This window comes from Vescimonas sanitatis (genome assembly GCF_049060325.1).
GTDB lineage: Bacteria > Bacillota > Clostridia > Oscillospirales > Oscillospiraceae > Vescimonas > Vescimonas sanitatis.
Map to the genome: position 1 here is coordinate 1 of NZ_JBMGPW010000011.1, position 15,121 is coordinate 15,121.

16 protein-coding genes, 1 tRNA gene and 1 riboswitch are annotated in these 15,121 nt (G+C 57.7%); of the genes, 4 read left to right on the forward strand and 13 right to left on the reverse strand.

Going from position 1 to position 15,121, the window contains the following annotated elements; genetic code table 11:
• Positions 1–249: 249 nt before the first annotated feature.
• A riboswitch (TPP riboswitch) is annotated at positions 250–360 on the forward strand.
• A gap of 71 nt (positions 361–431) precedes the next feature.
• Complete coding sequence (locus tag ACOMDU_RS12420; protein ID WP_418541360.1) at positions 432–1,049, forward strand: energy-coupled thiamine transporter ThiT; 618 nt, start codon at positions 432–434, stop codon at positions 1,047–1,049.
• Positions 1,050–1,179: 130 nt separating this feature from the next.
• Here the strand turns inward: ACOMDU_RS12420 and ACOMDU_RS12425 are convergent, their stop codons facing one another.
• The 5 genes from ACOMDU_RS12425 to ACOMDU_RS12445 form a co-directional block, all read right to left on the reverse strand.
• The gene (locus ACOMDU_RS12425) at positions 1,180–1,728 is read right to left on the reverse strand and encodes a hypothetical protein (RefSeq protein WP_421130535.1); all 549 of its coding nucleotides are present in this window, start codon (positions 1,726–1,728) and stop codon (positions 1,180–1,182) included.
• A gap of 86 nt (positions 1,729–1,814) precedes the next feature.
• A tRNA-Gln gene (locus ACOMDU_RS12430) sits at positions 1,815–1,888 on the reverse strand.
• Between the two features lie 86 nt (positions 1,889–1,974).
• On the reverse strand, positions 1,975–2,592 hold the full coding sequence (locus ACOMDU_RS12435; protein ID WP_421130536.1) for a stage II sporulation protein R: 618 nt from the start codon (positions 2,590–2,592) through the stop codon (positions 1,975–1,977).
• A 54-nt stretch (positions 2,593–2,646) separates the two neighbouring features.
• Positions 2,647–3,495, reverse strand: a complete 849-nt coding sequence (gene ispE / locus ACOMDU_RS12440) for a 4-(cytidine 5'-diphospho)-2-C-methyl-D-erythritol kinase (RefSeq protein ID WP_421130537.1) — start codon at positions 3,493–3,495, stop codon at positions 2,647–2,649.
• A gap of 77 nt (positions 3,496–3,572) precedes the next feature.
• Positions 3,573–4,856, reverse strand: coding sequence for a DUF1015 domain-containing protein (locus tag ACOMDU_RS12445; protein WP_421130538.1), 1,284 nt, complete (start codon positions 4,854–4,856; stop codon positions 3,573–3,575).
• Between the two features lie 193 nt (positions 4,857–5,049).
• On the opposite strand from ACOMDU_RS12445, the gene ACOMDU_RS12450 reads away from it, so the two are divergent.
• A complete protein-coding gene (locus tag ACOMDU_RS12450; RefSeq protein ID WP_421130539.1) occupies positions 5,050–5,256 on the forward strand; it encodes a DUF378 domain-containing protein in 207 nt (68 codons plus the stop codon).
• Between the two features lie 34 nt (positions 5,257–5,290).
• Here ACOMDU_RS12450 and ACOMDU_RS12455 read toward each other — a convergent pair whose 3' ends face one another.
• Genes ACOMDU_RS12455 through ACOMDU_RS12470 form a run of 4 tightly spaced genes read right to left on the reverse strand, consistent with a single transcriptional unit; the run spans position 5,291 to position 8,479 of the window.
• Positions 5,291–5,920: a hypothetical protein gene (locus ACOMDU_RS12455; protein ID WP_421130540.1), complete on the reverse strand. Its 630-nt coding sequence runs from the start codon at positions 5,918–5,920 to the stop codon at positions 5,291–5,293.
• A 44-nt stretch (positions 5,921–5,964) separates the two neighbouring features.
• The gene (locus ACOMDU_RS12460) at positions 5,965–6,288 is read right to left on the reverse strand and encodes a hypothetical protein (RefSeq protein WP_022135988.1); all 324 of its coding nucleotides are present in this window, start codon (positions 6,286–6,288) and stop codon (positions 5,965–5,967) included.
• Positions 6,289–6,336: 48 nt separating this feature from the next.
• Positions 6,337–8,076, reverse strand: a complete 1,740-nt coding sequence (locus ACOMDU_RS12465; protein ID WP_421130541.1) for an Rqc2 family fibronectin-binding protein — start codon at positions 8,074–8,076, stop codon at positions 6,337–6,339.
• A gap of 1 nt (position 8,077) precedes the next feature.
• The gene (locus tag ACOMDU_RS12470) at positions 8,078–8,479 is read right to left on the reverse strand and encodes a Mini-ribonuclease 3 (RefSeq protein WP_421130542.1); all 402 of its coding nucleotides are present in this window, start codon (positions 8,477–8,479) and stop codon (positions 8,078–8,080) included.
• A 211-nt stretch (positions 8,480–8,690) separates the two neighbouring features.
• Between ACOMDU_RS12470 and ACOMDU_RS12475 the strand changes: the two genes are divergently transcribed.
• Together ACOMDU_RS12475 and ACOMDU_RS12480 are read left to right on the forward strand one after the other, a co-directional pair.
• On the forward strand, positions 8,691–9,179 hold the full coding sequence (locus ACOMDU_RS12475; RefSeq protein ID WP_421130543.1) for a Crp/Fnr family transcriptional regulator: 489 nt from the start codon (positions 8,691–8,693) through the stop codon (positions 9,177–9,179).
• 154 nt (positions 9,180–9,333) lie between these two features.
• Positions 9,334–11,019, forward strand: coding sequence for an InlB B-repeat-containing protein (locus ACOMDU_RS12480; protein ID WP_421130544.1), 1,686 nt, complete (start codon positions 9,334–9,336; stop codon positions 11,017–11,019).
• A gap of 44 nt (positions 11,020–11,063) precedes the next feature.
• Here ACOMDU_RS12480 and ACOMDU_RS12485 read toward each other — a convergent pair whose 3' ends face one another.
• The 4 genes from ACOMDU_RS12485 to ACOMDU_RS12500 form a co-directional block, all read right to left on the reverse strand.
• Entirely contained in the window at positions 11,064–13,124 is a 2,061-nt protein-coding gene (locus tag ACOMDU_RS12485) for an oxidoreductase (RefSeq protein ID WP_421130545.1), read from the reverse strand.
• Positions 13,125–13,290: 166 nt separating this feature from the next.
• On the reverse strand, positions 13,291–14,073 hold the full coding sequence (trmD, locus tag ACOMDU_RS12490; protein WP_022135994.1) for a tRNA (guanosine(37)-N1)-methyltransferase TrmD: 783 nt from the start codon (positions 14,071–14,073) through the stop codon (positions 13,291–13,293).
• Positions 14,063–14,572: a ribosome maturation factor RimM gene (rimM, locus tag ACOMDU_RS12495; RefSeq protein WP_418541374.1), complete on the reverse strand. Its 510-nt coding sequence runs from the start codon at positions 14,570–14,572 to the stop codon at positions 14,063–14,065. Before rimM ends, trmD begins: the two co-directional genes overlap by 11 nt.
• A 31-nt stretch (positions 14,573–14,603) precedes the next feature.
• A complete protein-coding gene (locus tag ACOMDU_RS12500) occupies positions 14,604–14,915 on the reverse strand; it encodes a hypothetical protein (RefSeq protein ID WP_421130546.1) in 312 nt (103 codons plus the stop codon).
• Positions 14,916–15,121 lie beyond the last annotated feature (206 nt).

Sequence of the window (15,121 nt, forward strand, 5' to 3'; positions counted from 1 at the left end):
GAACAGTCATTATCTTAGCACATGTCTGCCATCTTGTCAACTACTATTTTACCTTTTTTAGACATTTTTCATTGACTCGCTTTACACGCGCTCTGCCCTCCCGGACAGCTTTGTTAGACTACCATACACTGTGCCTTTTGTCAACGCCTTTTTTCCACTTCTATAATAATCGTTCTCTCATAAGCGGAATTTATCTCTCCGTTACCCACAAGCCACTTGACATCCTCCACCCGTCGTGCTACAATCGTTCCACAATCCAAGGGGCGCTGGCGCAAGCTGGCTGAGATGTGACGTAACGCCGTCCGGTCCCTCGAACCTGATCCGGGTAATGCCGGCGTAGGAATGCGATCATATCGATTTTCAGATTTCCGCATTGCGACGCCTGCATGGCTCGCCATGCGGGAATTTTATTTTCGGAGGTACACATTATTATGAAAAGTCACATGAGAGTCCGCGCCCTGTGCGAAGGCGCTGTACTGGTGGCCGTGGCGCAGATCCTCAGCTACCTGAAGCTGTGGGAGATGCCCTGGGGCGGCAGCGTCGTCCTGTCCATGATCCCCCTGGTGCTGTATGCCGTTCGCTGGGGCCTCGGCGCCGGTCTGCTGGGCGGCTTCGCCTTCGGCGTTCTGCAGTTCATGTTTGACGGCGGCTTCGCCATTGGCTGGCAGTCCATCGTCGGCGACTACCTGGTGGCCTTCACCGTCCTGGGTCTGGCCGGTCTGGTGGCCCGCCGCAAGAGCGGCGTGTTCACCGGCACTCTGATCGCCGGCTTTTCCCGCTTCCTGGTGCACTATGTGGTGGGCGCCACCGTTTGGGCGGAATACATGCCCGAGACCTTCTTCGGCATGACTATGCACAGCCCCTGGTTCTACTCCCTGCTGTACAATCTGGCGTACATGCTCCCCAACATCGCTATCACCCTTTTGGTCTTTGCCGTGGCGTACAAGCCCCTGAAGAAGTACTTCACCGCATCCGACCTGCTTCCTTCTCCCGCTGCGGCCCAGCCGGTCAAGGATCCCACCTCTCCCAAATGGGATCCTGAGCGCTGAGCGCTCCCCTCTCCCACGGCTGACGCAGCAAGCCCCACCCGAATGGGTGGGGCTTTTTCATATTGGACAGCAGTACCGCCTGCAAACGCACCAGGCGGGTGCTCTTTACCGACCTGCAGCGAATACCGTGTTACTCTTTCTTATCCAAATCGTGCAGCCGTATCGTCGAATAACACTTTCGAAGCTGATTGCTGATTTGCGGCGGCGTATTTGCCACCAGCCTTTCATAAGTCTTTTTGCAATACTGCACACGCATAAAACTCCTTGACGGCTTCATCCGATTGATCCGGTGATAATACATTGCAGGAATTGGGGTTTTACTGAAATACATCCAAAACTGCTTCCTGCCGTCCAATAAGCCATAGTCAACGCCAATATGGTGCATATCACTGTAGTAAAAGGTCCTGTGCGTAAACAATGCCCAAAATACTATCCGATCTTCACATATTTCAGCAACAGCGGCCCACTGGTAACGCGTACAAAAAAGCGTCACCAGCAGCGCAAGATAGATAACCGCAACGAGAAGTGTCACTTGCAGCGCACCTGGAACTCGCAGGAATGCTCCGATGGATTCTTGATGGGAAATCAGCATAATCGCGTATGCTGCCGGGATACTGATCATCAACAATACCGATAGCATAAAGGTATGCGGGGCTGCAACAAGCCTTTCTTTCTTCATCACGCACCTCGATCCAACTCTCATTCCTCAGTATAGAAAAAAGCCTTACTTCCGACACCATGCAATGGTTCAAAAGTAAGGCTCCATGGCAGCGGGAGAAGGATTCGAACCCTCACATACGGAGTCAGAGTCCGCTGTGCTACCTTTACACAATCCCGCTGTGTTCCGACGAACAAAAACTATTATACAGGTTTTCCCTTGTTTGTCAACAGTTTTTTCGCGCACTCCTCCCATTTATTTTCACATCTATTTTCCCAACCACTGCCGCAGGCGTTCCCACAGCTCCACAGCGCGGAATTTCAACACATATCCGCTGTCCGCTTCTGTGATAAGCTGCACATCGTCGCCGTCCAGCCCGGCGCGCAGCGCCGTATCCTCCAACTCTGTGCAGGAGGCCATGCACAGCGGTGGGTACACCACACACCACCAGTTCCGGCCGGCACCCTCGCCGATGATGACGCGCAGCGCCATGTACTCTCCCGCCGGCAGGGCGAAGCCGTCGTACTCCTTCCGTGGAAACTCCGCCATCTCCAGCGCCGCATGCACCGGGTACGCTCCGCCGCAGGCATCATAAGCCGTCCTCTCCAGCTCCGGCAGTGCCGCGTTTAGATCCTCCATCGCCTCCTCCCTGTTCGATGCCTGACGCAGGATTGCCTCGGCGCGTGTCAACACCGCATCCCGCGCCAGCAGCTTCATAGTCTGGTCGTCTTCGCTGTCCGAATTGGCAATAACGTGCAGGCGGATCATCTTTTCCTGCAAGCCGTCCTGCCGGTGCAGCGATGCCGCGCCCACCAACAGCGTTACCGCCAACGCTAACAGCACCGCGATTTCGATAGGTCTCCATTTATTTATATATGTATGCATAAAAAGCACCGTCCTTTGTAGATTTGCCTACATTTTGGACGGTGCTTCGTGTTTTTATACCGGTCGAGCCACAAATACCCACGGCCATGTTTTTTTCAGCGCCACCGCTGCCGCAGCAGCCGCGCTCTGATCGTCGAACAGGCCAAACACTGCGCTGCCGCTGCCGCTGAGCAGCGTACCCAGCGCGCCCTGCTCCCGAAGCGCGTCCTTGATGGTCCTCAGGCTGCTGTCCTTCGGCACCACCCGCTCAAAGCTGTTGTGCAGCTCCACCGCCACCGCATGGACATTGTTCGCCGCCACCGCGTCCTGCATATAGCGGCTGTTCCGCACCAGCACCGAACCCGGCTCATCCAGCCGTCGATACATCTCTGCCGTGGAATAGCCCTCATCGGGCTTCACCACCACGAACCAACCCGCGGCTAGCTGCGGCAGCGGCGAAACGACCTCTCCCCTGCCCGTAGCCAACTGCGTACCGCCCCGGATAAAAAACGGCACATCGCTGCCCAGCCTTGCCGCCAGCGTTTCCAGCCTGCCGTCGCTTATATCCGGCGCGTACAGTGTCCGCAGCGCCCGCAGCACCGCCGCCGCGTCGCTGCTGCCGCCGCCCAGTCCCGCCTGCACGGGAATGTGTTTCTCCAACGTGATCGTCACGCCGTCGCTTTTCGTCCCCGTTTCGGCAAAAAACGCTCGCGCTGCCTTCATGCACAGATTGTCGTCGACATTCTCCGTCACCGGCACACTGCAAAGCAGTGTGTCGCGCCCTGTACCGCGCTCCACTGTTACGGTGTCCCACAGACTGATGCGCTGCATAACAGACATTACAGCATGATAGCCATCCGGACGTCGGCTGCCCACCTGAAGCGTCAGGTTCACCTTGGCATATGCTTTTTCCATACACTTCATAGCGGTTCCTCACAAAAAATAGTGCTGCGGCATTGCCGCAGCACTATTATAGCACACTGTACGCGACCGCGCCAGCCTTACTTAACGATCTTGCGGGCCTCGATGTAGTAGCGCTTATCCTGAGCATGACCCATAGAGAAGGTCTTACGGGGCAGCACGCCGTCGGCCATGACGGTCTTGAACAGCTGCTCCTTGCCCATGGCGGGCAGTAGGAATCCCATATTGCCGGGCTTACTGCCCAGCTCACGGGTCACGTCGTCACCGTGGATATAGTCCACCTCGCCGCCGTTGTCCTTCAGGTACTGGTCAATAACGCCCTGTAGCGTACCCACCGCCAACTGCACCTTGGGGTCGGGCACAGTGATGAAGTGGCTCTCGCCGTTCCACACGAACTCGATGGTGTGGCCGTCGCCCTTGCCCTCATAGGCGTTGGGATAGGCGGCGCGGAAGGCGTCCATGAACTTCTGGTGATCCACGCCGAACAGCACCCGGTGGATGGGCTCGAACTGCAGGGCATCGTCGTGGTTATTGACCACCTCCACCAGTGCGTAGCGGGCGGGAAGCGCCAGATACTCCTCGGGGGTCTTGCCCTTCTTCTGCTCCTCATAGCAGGCCTTGGCAGTAGCCAGAGAATGGTTGCCGTCGCCCACGGCGAACAGCAGGGGCGCCACGCCGGAGACGTTGTACTTTTTCTGCATGGCTTCATCGGTGGTCAGGCCCTCCAGAGCATTGGCCACAGCATCGATCTGCTTATCGGACAGCTTAAAGCCGCGGATGTGGCCGCCGTCCTGCATCAGGTCGAAATCATACACCTTCTCCATCCCCTCGGCAGCGGCAGTCAGGGGCTCAATAACGGTCTTGTCAGGATCGTCGATCAGCAGCATGACGTGGGGCAGCTCGATGGGCGCGTTGCGGCGCACCTTGGCGCGGGGCGGGATGCGATCCAGCACGGTGCCCTCGGTGGCGCGGATCAGGGCGCCGGAGCCGGGGGTGAAATCGTAAGCGTCCAGATCCACCATACCGATCAGGCCGTGGCGGATCTTGCCGTCGGACTGCTGGCGCTCAATATAAATCAAGGAGTCAGTCAGCGTCTCAAACACACCGTCCGCCAGATACTTCTTCATGGCGTTATTGATATTCTCAATGTACTCGTCCACGTTGGGTGCCTTCAGATTGGCTTCCGGCAGGATCAGGCGCAGGGTGGAGGGCGCATCGCCCACTTTTTCCTCCACTGCCTGCCAGTACTCCGGCTCAGAGGTGAACTGGTCGCAGGCGACGACCGCCCACTTGTTCATGTCCTGGCCCTTGGGCAGCAGGATATCCGCAGGATAAAAACCCAGCTTGTCAAACTTCTTGTTCATGGTCTCCTCCTTTTGTATATGTACATGGTCGTGTACAGATTGTTCTATACTAATAATACCAAATTAACGCTGCTTTTGCAATCGCTTTTCCAAATTTATTCAGGCAAACTGAAAATTTTTTTGTGTATATACGATGTTGCCAGGGAAATGCTATACAAAGCAGTAGTCTTTTCAGAATGGAGGTCTTTGTTATATGAAGGTTCTGGATCGCGTGGCGCTGGCGCTGGTCATCATCGGCGCGCTGAACTGGGGCGCCGTGGGGCTGTTCCGCTTCGACTGCGTGGCAGCCATTTTCGGCGGCCAGTCCGTGGCCATCAGCCGTGTTATCTACGCACTGGTGGGACTTGCCGGCCTGTGGTGCATCACCATTCTGTTCCGCGATGCACCCGCCGAAGCGTGAGAATAACGAAAAGACCGCCGAAAGGCGGTCTTTTTCAGAGTTTTCGACTCATTTCATTTTCTCTTCCGCGCTTGCGCTCCCTCTTTCTGCGCCGCGCTTCATAGCCATCGCTGGCTGCGGCAAACACCCTCTCATACGGCTCCGGCAGCCACTCACTCATATAGCGGCAAAGCTTCTCACCGGCCGGGAATTTAATAAATCCCTTTTTGTTGCGCAGCAGATAGCTCTTGTTCCGGCACGCCTGCGGATAAGACTTTGTGGAAAAATACGCCATATCTACAGGCGTAACCGCTTTTCGCGCCGAACCCGGCCAGCGGTAGTCGATGCCGGTATATCGAATATCCGTCTTTCTCAGCCGCACTGTCCGCATAAAGGGACACTTCCAAACGATCTCGTCCTCCGTGACCACAAGGCACCCAAAGCATCTGTACCAGAACTGACGAAGCAGTGCGTAGTACAACGACACCTCTACCAGCAGGAGAAAAGGTATCTCCCACCATGCCAGCATCATTCCGGCCATTCTGTCCCGCACAAAGAGATACGGGAGCCACACCATAACAGCCAGTACCGCCAACATGAGAAAACGCCCCTCGGTCAGTAGGATGATGTGCTCGTGAAACACTTTTCGCTTTACAATATCCGCTTTTTCCGCCTGGCGTTTCATGGTGCCGCCTTTCCATCAACCTGATAAAGCCTTTTTGCTGACAGTCAAAGCATACCGCCGTTATAGCGGCGCTGGACGCGCCAAAGAATGGCGAATGACGCCGCAAGACCGACGAACAGCACCACCAGCGAAGCGGTGACCGCGCCGGGAAGTGTCCACAGAAGAGAGACAATCCCACTAAGTACCAGTGTTCCCGCAAGGGCGAAAAGTCCGGTGGAAAAGGCCCGGCCATAGGCTGCCATATCCTCCGATCTGACTCTCTCCCTGTGATATTCATGGATCAACCCCGTTTTTCCGTGGTAGATCAGGAGTCCGAGCAGTAGAAAAAGGGCTGCGATGGCCCACATAAGAACAGCATAGGCTATCATAGACGTATCCTCCACAATTTGTTGCATAACTTCTACATATTTTGTGCTCTATTTTACCAATAAATGTTTTACTAATTCCTCGTTCGGGTCAGCTAAAACGGTCTGATAATTGGTATAAACTACCATTCCGGGCTTGGCGGCGGCGGGCTTCTTTACGAACTTTACCTGGGTGAAGTCAACGGGTACTTTTGTGCTGCTTTGCGCCTGGGAAAAATAGGCGGCCAGAGAGGCGGCCTCCGCGATGCTCTGTGCATCGGGTCGTCCGCCACCGGTGGACAGTATGACATGGGAGCCGTGGATCTTCTGGGTGTGGAACCACAGGTCCCACTTCTCCGCCGTCCTGGTGGTCAGGCGGTCGTTCTGCCGGTTGCTGCGGCCCACAAAAATCGGCAATCCGGCGGAGGAACGGAACTCCCGGGGCTTGCTGGGGCGCTGGAAGGGCTGCTTTTTCCCACCCTTGGCGCGAAGATAGCCGCCGTCGGTCAGTTCGGCGCGGATGTCATTGAAATCCTGCTCGGACTCGGCCTGCGCCAGCTCCTGCAGAACACTCTCCAGGTACTCCAGTTCAGCACCGGCTCTGGTCAGCTGCTCCGTGAGGTATTTTTCCGCGGTCTTGGCTTTTGTATATTTTTTGAAGTATTTAGCGGCATTTTCCTGGGGTGAAAGGCGGACATCCAACGGAATATCTATGTCTTTGCACGCCGGATCATAGTAGTTCTGCGCCGTGAGGCGGCTCATGCCGCGCTCCATCCGATACAGATTTGCCGTGATCAATTCGCCGTAAATGCGCCACTTATCCCGATCTTTGCTGTCCAAAAGCTCCTTTTCCTGCATGGTGATCTTGCGGCGCAGACGAGCGGCGGCGTTATTGGCCGTTTTCAGCAGGTCCTGCCCCTTCTGCTTGACACGGTCCGCCTGCTCGCGCTTGGCGTAGAAGTTATCCAACAGGGCGGAAAAGCTGCCGTACTCCTCTGCCGCTGCCGCGCTGCCGTACTGACAAACAGGCAGATAGGTGAAGTCCATAGGCGCGCCGGAGCGTTTCAGCATAACGGGTGTAAAGTTGTTAGCATTCACAGTGTCGCGCCATACGGAGAACGCGGCCCAAAGTGTCTCGGCTGTCCGCGGCGCAGGGGCATCCACGGCACCGCAGGCACGAAACGCGATCTCACGGGCCACCAGCGGTGAGATACCGTTGAAGGTGTCCACCAGCCACTTGTCCGCAGGCATATCCTCTCCTGCCACGGCGGCAAGACGGGAAAACACCCACCTCTCTACTGTAAAGGGTTCAACCTTGTCTGGTGCTGCGGGCAAACGATAAAACAGGCCCGGAAGCACCTGACGGTCCGGGTTCATCTCGAAGTCGATGCGGCGCAGGCAGTCCAGGATACGGCCGTCCTTATCGGCTAAAATGAGGTTGGCGCGGCGGGGAAACGCCTCTAAAATGAGGGAAAAACGGGTGCGGTCGCCCAACTCGTCGGCGGCGGAAATGTGTATGTTTACCACACGTTCCAGCGGTATTTGTTCAATTTTTTCAATAATTCCGCCTGACAGATACTTTCGCAAAAGCATACAGAACATGGGGGGCTGGGCGGGATTGTCCCGAAGCTGCTCCGTCAGGTGCAGGCGGGGTTGTCCGCCACCGGCGGACAGCAGCAGGCGGCGGCTGCCGCGGAGCAGCAGCACCACCTGGTCGCGAGCAGGCTGCTGTATTTTCTCGATACGGCTGCCGGCGACAAGGGGCGAAAGCTCCGCCACCACAGCTTGCAGGCATACGGCATCCAGGGGCATATCAGGTCTCCTCCATCATGGCGCGGAACAGCTCCTCCGCGCGGTTTTTATCACCTTTTAAGTATAAATAGCCCATTAAACACTCCAAACCGGTGGCGGAATGGTACTGGGCCGGGGTGGCGCTGCGGGACATGGTGTGGACGTTGGCGTTGCGGCCGCGCTTGTAGACCGCCTGCTCCTCGTCCGTGAGCAGCGGGAGCACCTTCTGCATTTTTTCCGCCTGGGCGGGGGCGCAGACCAGGGCGATGGTGGCGCGGTGCAGATCCTTGCCTGTCGCTGTACCGTGGACACAAAGCCAGGTGCGGACCAGCGTTTCATAGACCGCATCACCCATATGGGCCAGGGCGATGGCGCTCATTTTACGCAGCTCATCAGAGGATAGTTTTGGGGCAAAATAGTTCAAAATGTTCCACTTCCTTTACCCCCTCAGTATGACACATTTGGTTTGTTTTGGCAAGAAAAAGTGTCGACAAGCGGGCACGTATATGATACAATTTAGGCAGCGATGCTTTACGTTTATGTTCCCTTTTTTGTACTTTGTTGATACCTTATCACATTTTCTGCGCGAGGCGCACGCCAAGCTGCGTCAACAGGTGCATTTCAGGAGGTTTTTTATGCCGCATACGGAAAAACGCTATAAGAAGGGCGAGATCATCTGCCGGCCCAAGGAGATGGTGATGAGTATGTACAACATCCTCTACGGCAGCGTGGGGGTGTACTTCGACTATGGGACGCCGGAGCAGGTGGAGGTAGTGACCTTGCGGGAGGGCGACTTCTTCAACGTCATCAGCTTTTTGGAGTCGCGGCCCCGGAACACCACGGCGGTGGCGCTGGAGAACACCATCGTCAGCGAGATCACCTATGACAACTTCAGCGCGTACTTCCGGGAGAAGCCGGCGAAGATCATGAGCCTTTTGCAGCACATGAGCGCGCGGATGCGGCAGATGCAGAAGGCCTATGTGGACACCTGCCACGCGCTGGAGGTGTACGGCGACAAGGCAAAGCTGGCGGCGGAGCACGGCGAGTGGACCGACAGCCACAACCGGACGTACAACCTGCTGAAGGCCATGTTCCCGTCCGTATACCACGAAGAAGAGAAATAGATACGCATCCCCCGGCTTTTGGCCGGGGGATATTTTTTACCGTTATCCTATTTGCAGATACGGGTTGTGGAAACTGGAAAATCCGGTATACTGAGAGAGAGAGAGGATACGAGGCGCGCGCTTCGGCGCGCACGGGAGAGAAAGGAGCAAACGGATGAAGAGACGATTTCTGGCGCTGGTACTGGCAGGCTGTCTGGCTGCGGTGCTGAGCACCGCAGCGTGGGCGATGTCGCCCACGGGCTTTTATCTTAATGTGGAACTGCCAAGCGGCAAGACGATCGCGCTTGATGTGGAGTCTGGGGACAGCATCGACAACGTAAAAGAAGAATTGGAGATGAAAACCAAAATCGCTGCTGGGGAGCAGCATCTCTATTACGGCGGAAAATTGTTAGTAGATGGCCGCACATTAGCAAACTACAACATTCAAAAGGGCAGCACGCTGCTGCTGACGACAAAAATCAAGGGTACACCCGCCGGAGAAAAGCTGACAGAAGAAAATATGTCGGGCAGCACAATAGGTGCGCCGGTCACGATCAGCGAAAAGACGCTGAATAGCGGCACGTACTATCTGTGCAACAATGTGAAGCTGACGCAGGCGCTGGTCATTCAGGGGGATGTGACGCTGGACCTGAACGGATTTGTGCTGCAACATGAAAACAGAGACGCAAACGACAGCGTTATCCAGATGGACAGCGGCACGCTGACGCTGGTGGACAGTAACCCCGACGCCATACACAAATTCGTCAAGGAGGCCACCGGCCTTTGGACGCTGAACGAAAACGCGGGCACCGAGATCGTTAAGGGCGGGGTCATCACCGGCGGGATCGGCCGCGAACATTCTTTCAGTAGTGTGTATGGCAGCATTAGTGAGAACGGCGGCGGCGGTGTGTTTATCAATCAGGACGCCAGCTTCGTGATGGAGGGCGGCAACATCGTGGGCTGCTCTGCGGTTGGCGAACACAACACCGCGGGAGGCGTACTCGTGGCACGAAGCGCCAGCTTTGTGATGAAGGCCGGAAAAATCGCAGGCTGCACCGCAGCGCGGGGCGGCGGCGTGTACGTGGCTGACCGTGACGGAGACTATGCGCTTGGCAGCTTTACCATGAACGGCGGCACCATCGAGTGGTGCGTGGCTTACGGCAGCGCTGCATATGATGACGGAGGCGGCGTAAACAACTTGGGCAGCTTTACCATGAACGGCGGCACCATCCGTAACTGCACCGCCGCTTATGGATATGGCGGCGGCATATCCAGCCTTCGCAACATCACCATATGCGGGGACGCGTTCGTGAGAGACTGTACGGCCAGTCAGGATAAATCCTCCGCAATGTACTTAAATCCAAGCAATCCTGCTGACCGTGCTGTGATCGAGGGCGGGACCTTCCGCGGCAACATTTATGCCTCACCCTATTGCACTGGGATGGTCGCCGTCACCGGCGGGACATTTGATCCCGGACAGCCAAACGGCATAACGCTGCACACCGTAACGTTCAACAGTAACGGCGGAAGCGACGTACCGGGACAGATACGGGCCAACGCGGCGGCCACCAAGCCCGCCGATCCGACCCGCAGTGGGTATGTCTTCGCGGGCTGGTACACAAACGAGGCGTGCACCGCGGCCTACGACTTTACCCAGCCCGTGACGAACAGCGTCACCCTGTACGCCAAGTGGGAGGCGGCGCCCCGGTACTACTACAACAGCGGCACCACCGAGACCGGTAAGACCGACGAGAACAAGAAGGGCTCCCCCAAGACCTTCGACCCGGGCGTGGGCATCTACGCCGTGAGCGTGGCACTGTCGCTGACGGGAACGGCATGGATCGGCCGGAAACGGCATTGAGCAAAAAAAGAAAGCCCTTGCGGGCTTTCTTTTTTTGCGTATTCTCAGATGTGCATACAGACGTCCCAGGCACCCCAGATGACGTTGCGGAGGTTGCCCCACTTCTCGCAGGTGCCGACACGGTAGACCTTGTGGTCATCGGCGGCGATGGGCGCGGGCACGAAGCCGATGCCGTTGACCACACTGTCGCACTCGATGCGGATCTCGGTGCCGTCCTGCTGCTTGACCATGACGAAGCCGTCGCCGATCTCGGTGATGGTGGCGTTCAGGTAGACGGGGACCTTCTTGAACGCCAGCATCTCGCGGAGGAAGGAGGCGTTGGCCAAGCAGGTGCCGGGGGTGGCGATCAGGTCGTCGGCGTACTCCACGATGATGGGGTGCTTACCCTGGAGGACCATCTCATAGGCGGCCTCGCAGGAGGACTGGCCGCCGCCGAAGAAGACGATGCGGTCGCCGGCGTCCACCTGGTTCAACAGCAGCTGGGTGAAGTTGATGGTCTTGTTGAAGCCCTTGACCGGCAGGGTCTTGGGGTGGGAGCCGGTGCAGACGATGATCTCGTCGAACTCGCGGCGCAGGGTGGCGGGGGCGTTGATCTCCATGTTGAAGCGAACCTCGATGTCGTTCTTCTTCAGCTCACGCTCGTACCAGCGCAGCAGGGCCTTGTCGGCCTCCTTGAAGCTCATGGCGGAGGCGGTGATGTACAGGCCGCCCAGCTCGCTGGTCTTTTCGAAGATGACGGGGGTGTGGCCGCGCTGCTTGAGCACCAGGGCACACTCCATGCCGCCGATACCGCCGCCGATAATGGCGACCTTCTTGGGCTTGCGGGTGGGAACGATCTTGTACTTGTTGTGCTGCATGGTGCTGGGGGTCAGGGCGCAGCGGGCCAGGTGCAGAGAGTCGTCCATGGGCTGCATATTGGGCGTGCTCTTGGACTTGTTGAAGCTAAAGCAGGCGTTGTGACAGTTGATGCAGGGCTTGATGTCCTCTACGCGGTCCTCCAGGATCTTGTTGACCCACTCGGGGTCCACCAGGTTCTGGCGGGCGATGCCCACGGCGTCCAGACGTCCGGCGGCGATCTCCTCGGCGGCCTTGGCGGGGTCCATCTTACCGGCGCAGACCACGGGCTTGGAGGTGAAGTTCTTGATGTGTTCCACCTCGGAGAGGTTGCAGTTCTCGGGCATATAGACCGGGGGATGGGCCCAGTACCAGGCATCGTAGGTGCCGTTGTCGCAGTCGAACATATCGTAGCCGGCATCCTCCAGGTACTTGATGGCCTTCTCGGACTCGGCCATATCGCGGCCGAACTCCACGAACTCCTCGCCGGGAACGGCGCCCTGGCCGAAGCCCTTGGTCTTGGACACCACGGAGTAACGCAGGGCCACGGGGAAGTCCTTGCCGCAGACGGCCTTGATGGCCTGGACGATCTCCACAGCGAAGCGGTAGCGGTTTTCGAAGGAGCCGCCGTACTCGTCGGTACGGTAGTTCATGTTGGCAATGGTGAACTGGTCCAGCAGATAGCCCTCATGCACCGCGTGGATCTCAACACCGTCAACGCCGGCATCCTGCAGGAGCTTGGCGGTCTTGGCAAAGGCGTCCACCATCTCGTGGATCTCCTCCACGGTCAGAGGGCGGGACTTGCACTCGGGATACCAGCGGTTGGGGGTGGCGGAGGCGGAGGCGGTGATGTAGTCCACGTTCAGGAAGGGCTTGCCCACGGCGCCGAAGGCCTTGTTCTGGAGCATCTTGACCATGATCTCGTTGATAGCCATGGAACGGCCCATACCGGCGGACAGCTGGACAAACAGCTTGGAGCCGGTCTTGTGGAACTCCGGCAGCCACTCGGCCAGATCCTTGAACATCTTTTTGTTCTGGTACAGCCAGCGGCCGCCCATGGTGTCGCGGACACACTGCATACCCGGCAGCACCAGGCCCACGTTGTTCTGGGCGCGGTTCAGGATGTGGTAGGCCGCTTCCTTGTCGAAGTGACAGGGCTCCAGCCAGCCGAACAGGGACGTACCGCCCATAGAGGGCTGCACGATACGGTTCTTGATCTCCACGTTGCCGATCTTCCAGGGGGTAAACAGAGCGCTGTATTTCTCGTTCATTCGGTGTTCCTCCTCATATTTTCAGCATACTGCCGGATTTCGCTTCCTTATTATAGCGGATTTTTGGGCGAAGTACAACAGCGAAATTGGAATAAGTGTCGTTTTTCTGGCAAATCCGGGAAAATAACCGGGAAAAAGCGGCAGGGACCTCCCTGCCGCTTTCGGTTTATTCGGTTTCAGGGGCACCGCCCTGCTCCCGGGCGTATTCCTCCAGGGCCTGGGCCAGGACCTTCTTGTCGTGGCGGCTGTGGACCTGGGTCAGGTCGAACCGCGCCCACATATCCGGGCGGCGGGCCATGGTGCGCTTGTAGCTCTCCTTCGTGCGCCAGTCAGCCACATTGCCGTGATGGCCGCTGAGCAGGACCTCGGGCACCCTGCGGCCGTGCCATTCCTCCGGGCGGGAGTACTGGGGATACTCCAAAAGGCCGTTCCAGTGGCTCTCGTCGGTGTAGCAGCTCTCCTCCGGCAGGACGCCGGGGACCATGCGGCACAGGCAGTCCGCCAGAGCCATGGCGGGTATCTCACCGCCGGTGAGGACAAAGTCGCCTGTGGATATCTCCTCGTCCACGCACTCGTCCAGGAAGCGCTGATCCACGCCCTCGTAGTGGCCGCAGACCAGGATAAGATGGTCATACTGTGCCTTCAGTTCACGGGCCACCTGCTGGGTCAGCACCCGGCCGCAGGGGGACATATAGATGGTGTGGACCCTCTCCCCCGCTTCATCGCAGATATGCTGCCAGCAGCGGTACAGAGGATCTGCCTGCATGACCGCGCCGCGGCCGCCGCCGTAGGGATAGTCATCCACCTGCATCTGCTTGTTGGTGGTGTAGTCCCGTATCTGGTGGGTCTGTATGGTGACAAAGCCCCGTTCCCGGGCACGACCGATGATGGACGAACCCATCATCGCTTCCACCGCGTCGGGGAACAGGGTCATGATGTCAATTCTCATCGGTGGCCAGTCCTTTCATCATGTGTACGCGAATGATTCCGGCATCTGGGTCCGCGGAAGCGATAAAGACCTCCGGCACGGCGGGGATCAGGTACTCGTGGGCACCGCCACGGACCTGGTAGACCTTGTGGGCGGGATAGTGGAGCACCTTGTCCAGCTTGCCCAGTTCTTCGCCGGTGGCATCGTCCAGAACGGTACAGCCCTCCAGCTCGGCATCGAAGTACTGGCCCTTGGGCAGCTTGGCGTCGGTGCGGCGGATGGAGACCGTTTTGCCCTTCAGCGCCAGGGCATCGTCCATAGTGGCGACGCCGGGCAAGGCCAGCAGGACGGTGGATTTATGGACCCGGGCGGAGATGACCTTCACGGGCTGACCGCCGATATAGAGGGTCTTGAACGAGGCGATGAACTCCGGGTCGAAGCCGGCGGGGTTCACCTTGACCTCGCCGCGGATACCGTGGGCGTTGACAACAGCGCCGACGGGAATGAAATCGGGACGCATGGGGGTCCTCCTCCCTGGCAGAACATATCTTTCAGCTGGACAGCGTGAAATGCAGCTGGAAGCGCAGCATATAGTACAGCGCCGCTGCGCCCACGGAGAAGATCAGTCCCAGCAGCGCGCGGGTACGGCCCCGACGCTGGAAGCGCACGGCAGCCACCACGACGCAGACCGCGTCAGACACAAAGGGCAGCCACAGCAGAATGGTCATGGGCCAGAAGGCCAGCCAGGGATTATAGTTGGCCGCAGTGATGGCGCCCACCAACAGCGAGGCCAGGTCGTAGATAAAGAACGGAACGATCAGGTTGATGATGCCGTGGATCAGGGAACGGGTATCGCCACGCATAGCCGGCCCTCCTTTCGACAGAATAACGTATTTGAGTCAGTATACCATATTATGCATATCCGCGCAATGGGATATTTCATACTGTGCCGTGCTTTAACGGCCAGAGATGGTGCTTCTGACAACTTCGCAGCATACCGGCACTATATTTAGTGTGTTTGCGCGGTGTACAAATCACTATATCTTGTGTAACTTTGACAAAGTGCACA

Excerpts from the sequence above, each read along its gene's own strand:
- ACOMDU_RS12420 (WP_418541360.1), top strand. The coding sequence starts at position 432 with ATGAAAAGTCACATGAGAGTCCGCGCCCTGTGCGAAGGCGCTGTACTG.
- ACOMDU_RS12425 (WP_421130535.1), bottom strand. The coding sequence starts at position 1,728 with ATGAAGAAAGAAAGGCTTGTTGCAGCCCCGCATACCTTTATGCTATCG.
- ACOMDU_RS12435 (WP_421130536.1), bottom strand. The coding sequence starts at position 2,592 with ATGCATACATATATAAATAAATGGAGACCTATCGAAATCGCGGTGCTG.
- ispE (WP_421130537.1), bottom strand. The coding sequence starts at position 3,495 with ATGAAGTGTATGGAAAAAGCATATGCCAAGGTGAACCTGACGCTTCAG.
- ACOMDU_RS12445 (WP_421130538.1), bottom strand. The coding sequence starts at position 4,856 with ATGAACAAGAAGTTTGACAAGCTGGGTTTTTATCCTGCGGATATCCTG.
- ACOMDU_RS12450 (WP_421130539.1), top strand. The coding sequence starts at position 5,050 with ATGAAGGTTCTGGATCGCGTGGCGCTGGCGCTGGTCATCATCGGCGCG.
- ACOMDU_RS12455 (WP_421130540.1), bottom strand. The coding sequence starts at position 5,920 with ATGAAACGCCAGGCGGAAAAAGCGGATATTGTAAAGCGAAAAGTGTTT.
- ACOMDU_RS12460 (WP_022135988.1), bottom strand. The coding sequence starts at position 6,288 with ATGATAGCCTATGCTGTTCTTATGTGGGCCATCGCAGCCCTTTTTCTA.
- ACOMDU_RS12465 (WP_421130541.1), bottom strand. The coding sequence starts at position 8,076 with ATGCCCCTGGATGCCGTATGCCTGCAAGCTGTGGTGGCGGAGCTTTCG.
- ACOMDU_RS12475 (WP_421130543.1), top strand. The coding sequence starts at position 8,691 with ATGCCGCATACGGAAAAACGCTATAAGAAGGGCGAGATCATCTGCCGG.
- ACOMDU_RS12480 (WP_421130544.1), top strand. The coding sequence starts at position 9,334 with ATGAAGAGACGATTTCTGGCGCTGGTACTGGCAGGCTGTCTGGCTGCG.
- ACOMDU_RS12485 (WP_421130545.1), bottom strand. The coding sequence starts at position 13,124 with ATGAACGAGAAATACAGCGCTCTGTTTACCCCCTGGAAGATCGGCAAC.
- trmD (WP_022135994.1), bottom strand. The coding sequence starts at position 14,073 with ATGAGAATTGACATCATGACCCTGTTCCCCGACGCGGTGGAAGCGATG.
- rimM (WP_418541374.1), bottom strand. The coding sequence starts at position 14,572 with ATGCGTCCCGATTTCATTCCCGTCGGCGCTGTTGTCAACGCCCACGGT.
- ACOMDU_RS12500 (WP_421130546.1), bottom strand. The coding sequence starts at position 14,915 with ATGCGTGGCGATACCCGTTCCCTGATCCACGGCATCATCAACCTGATC.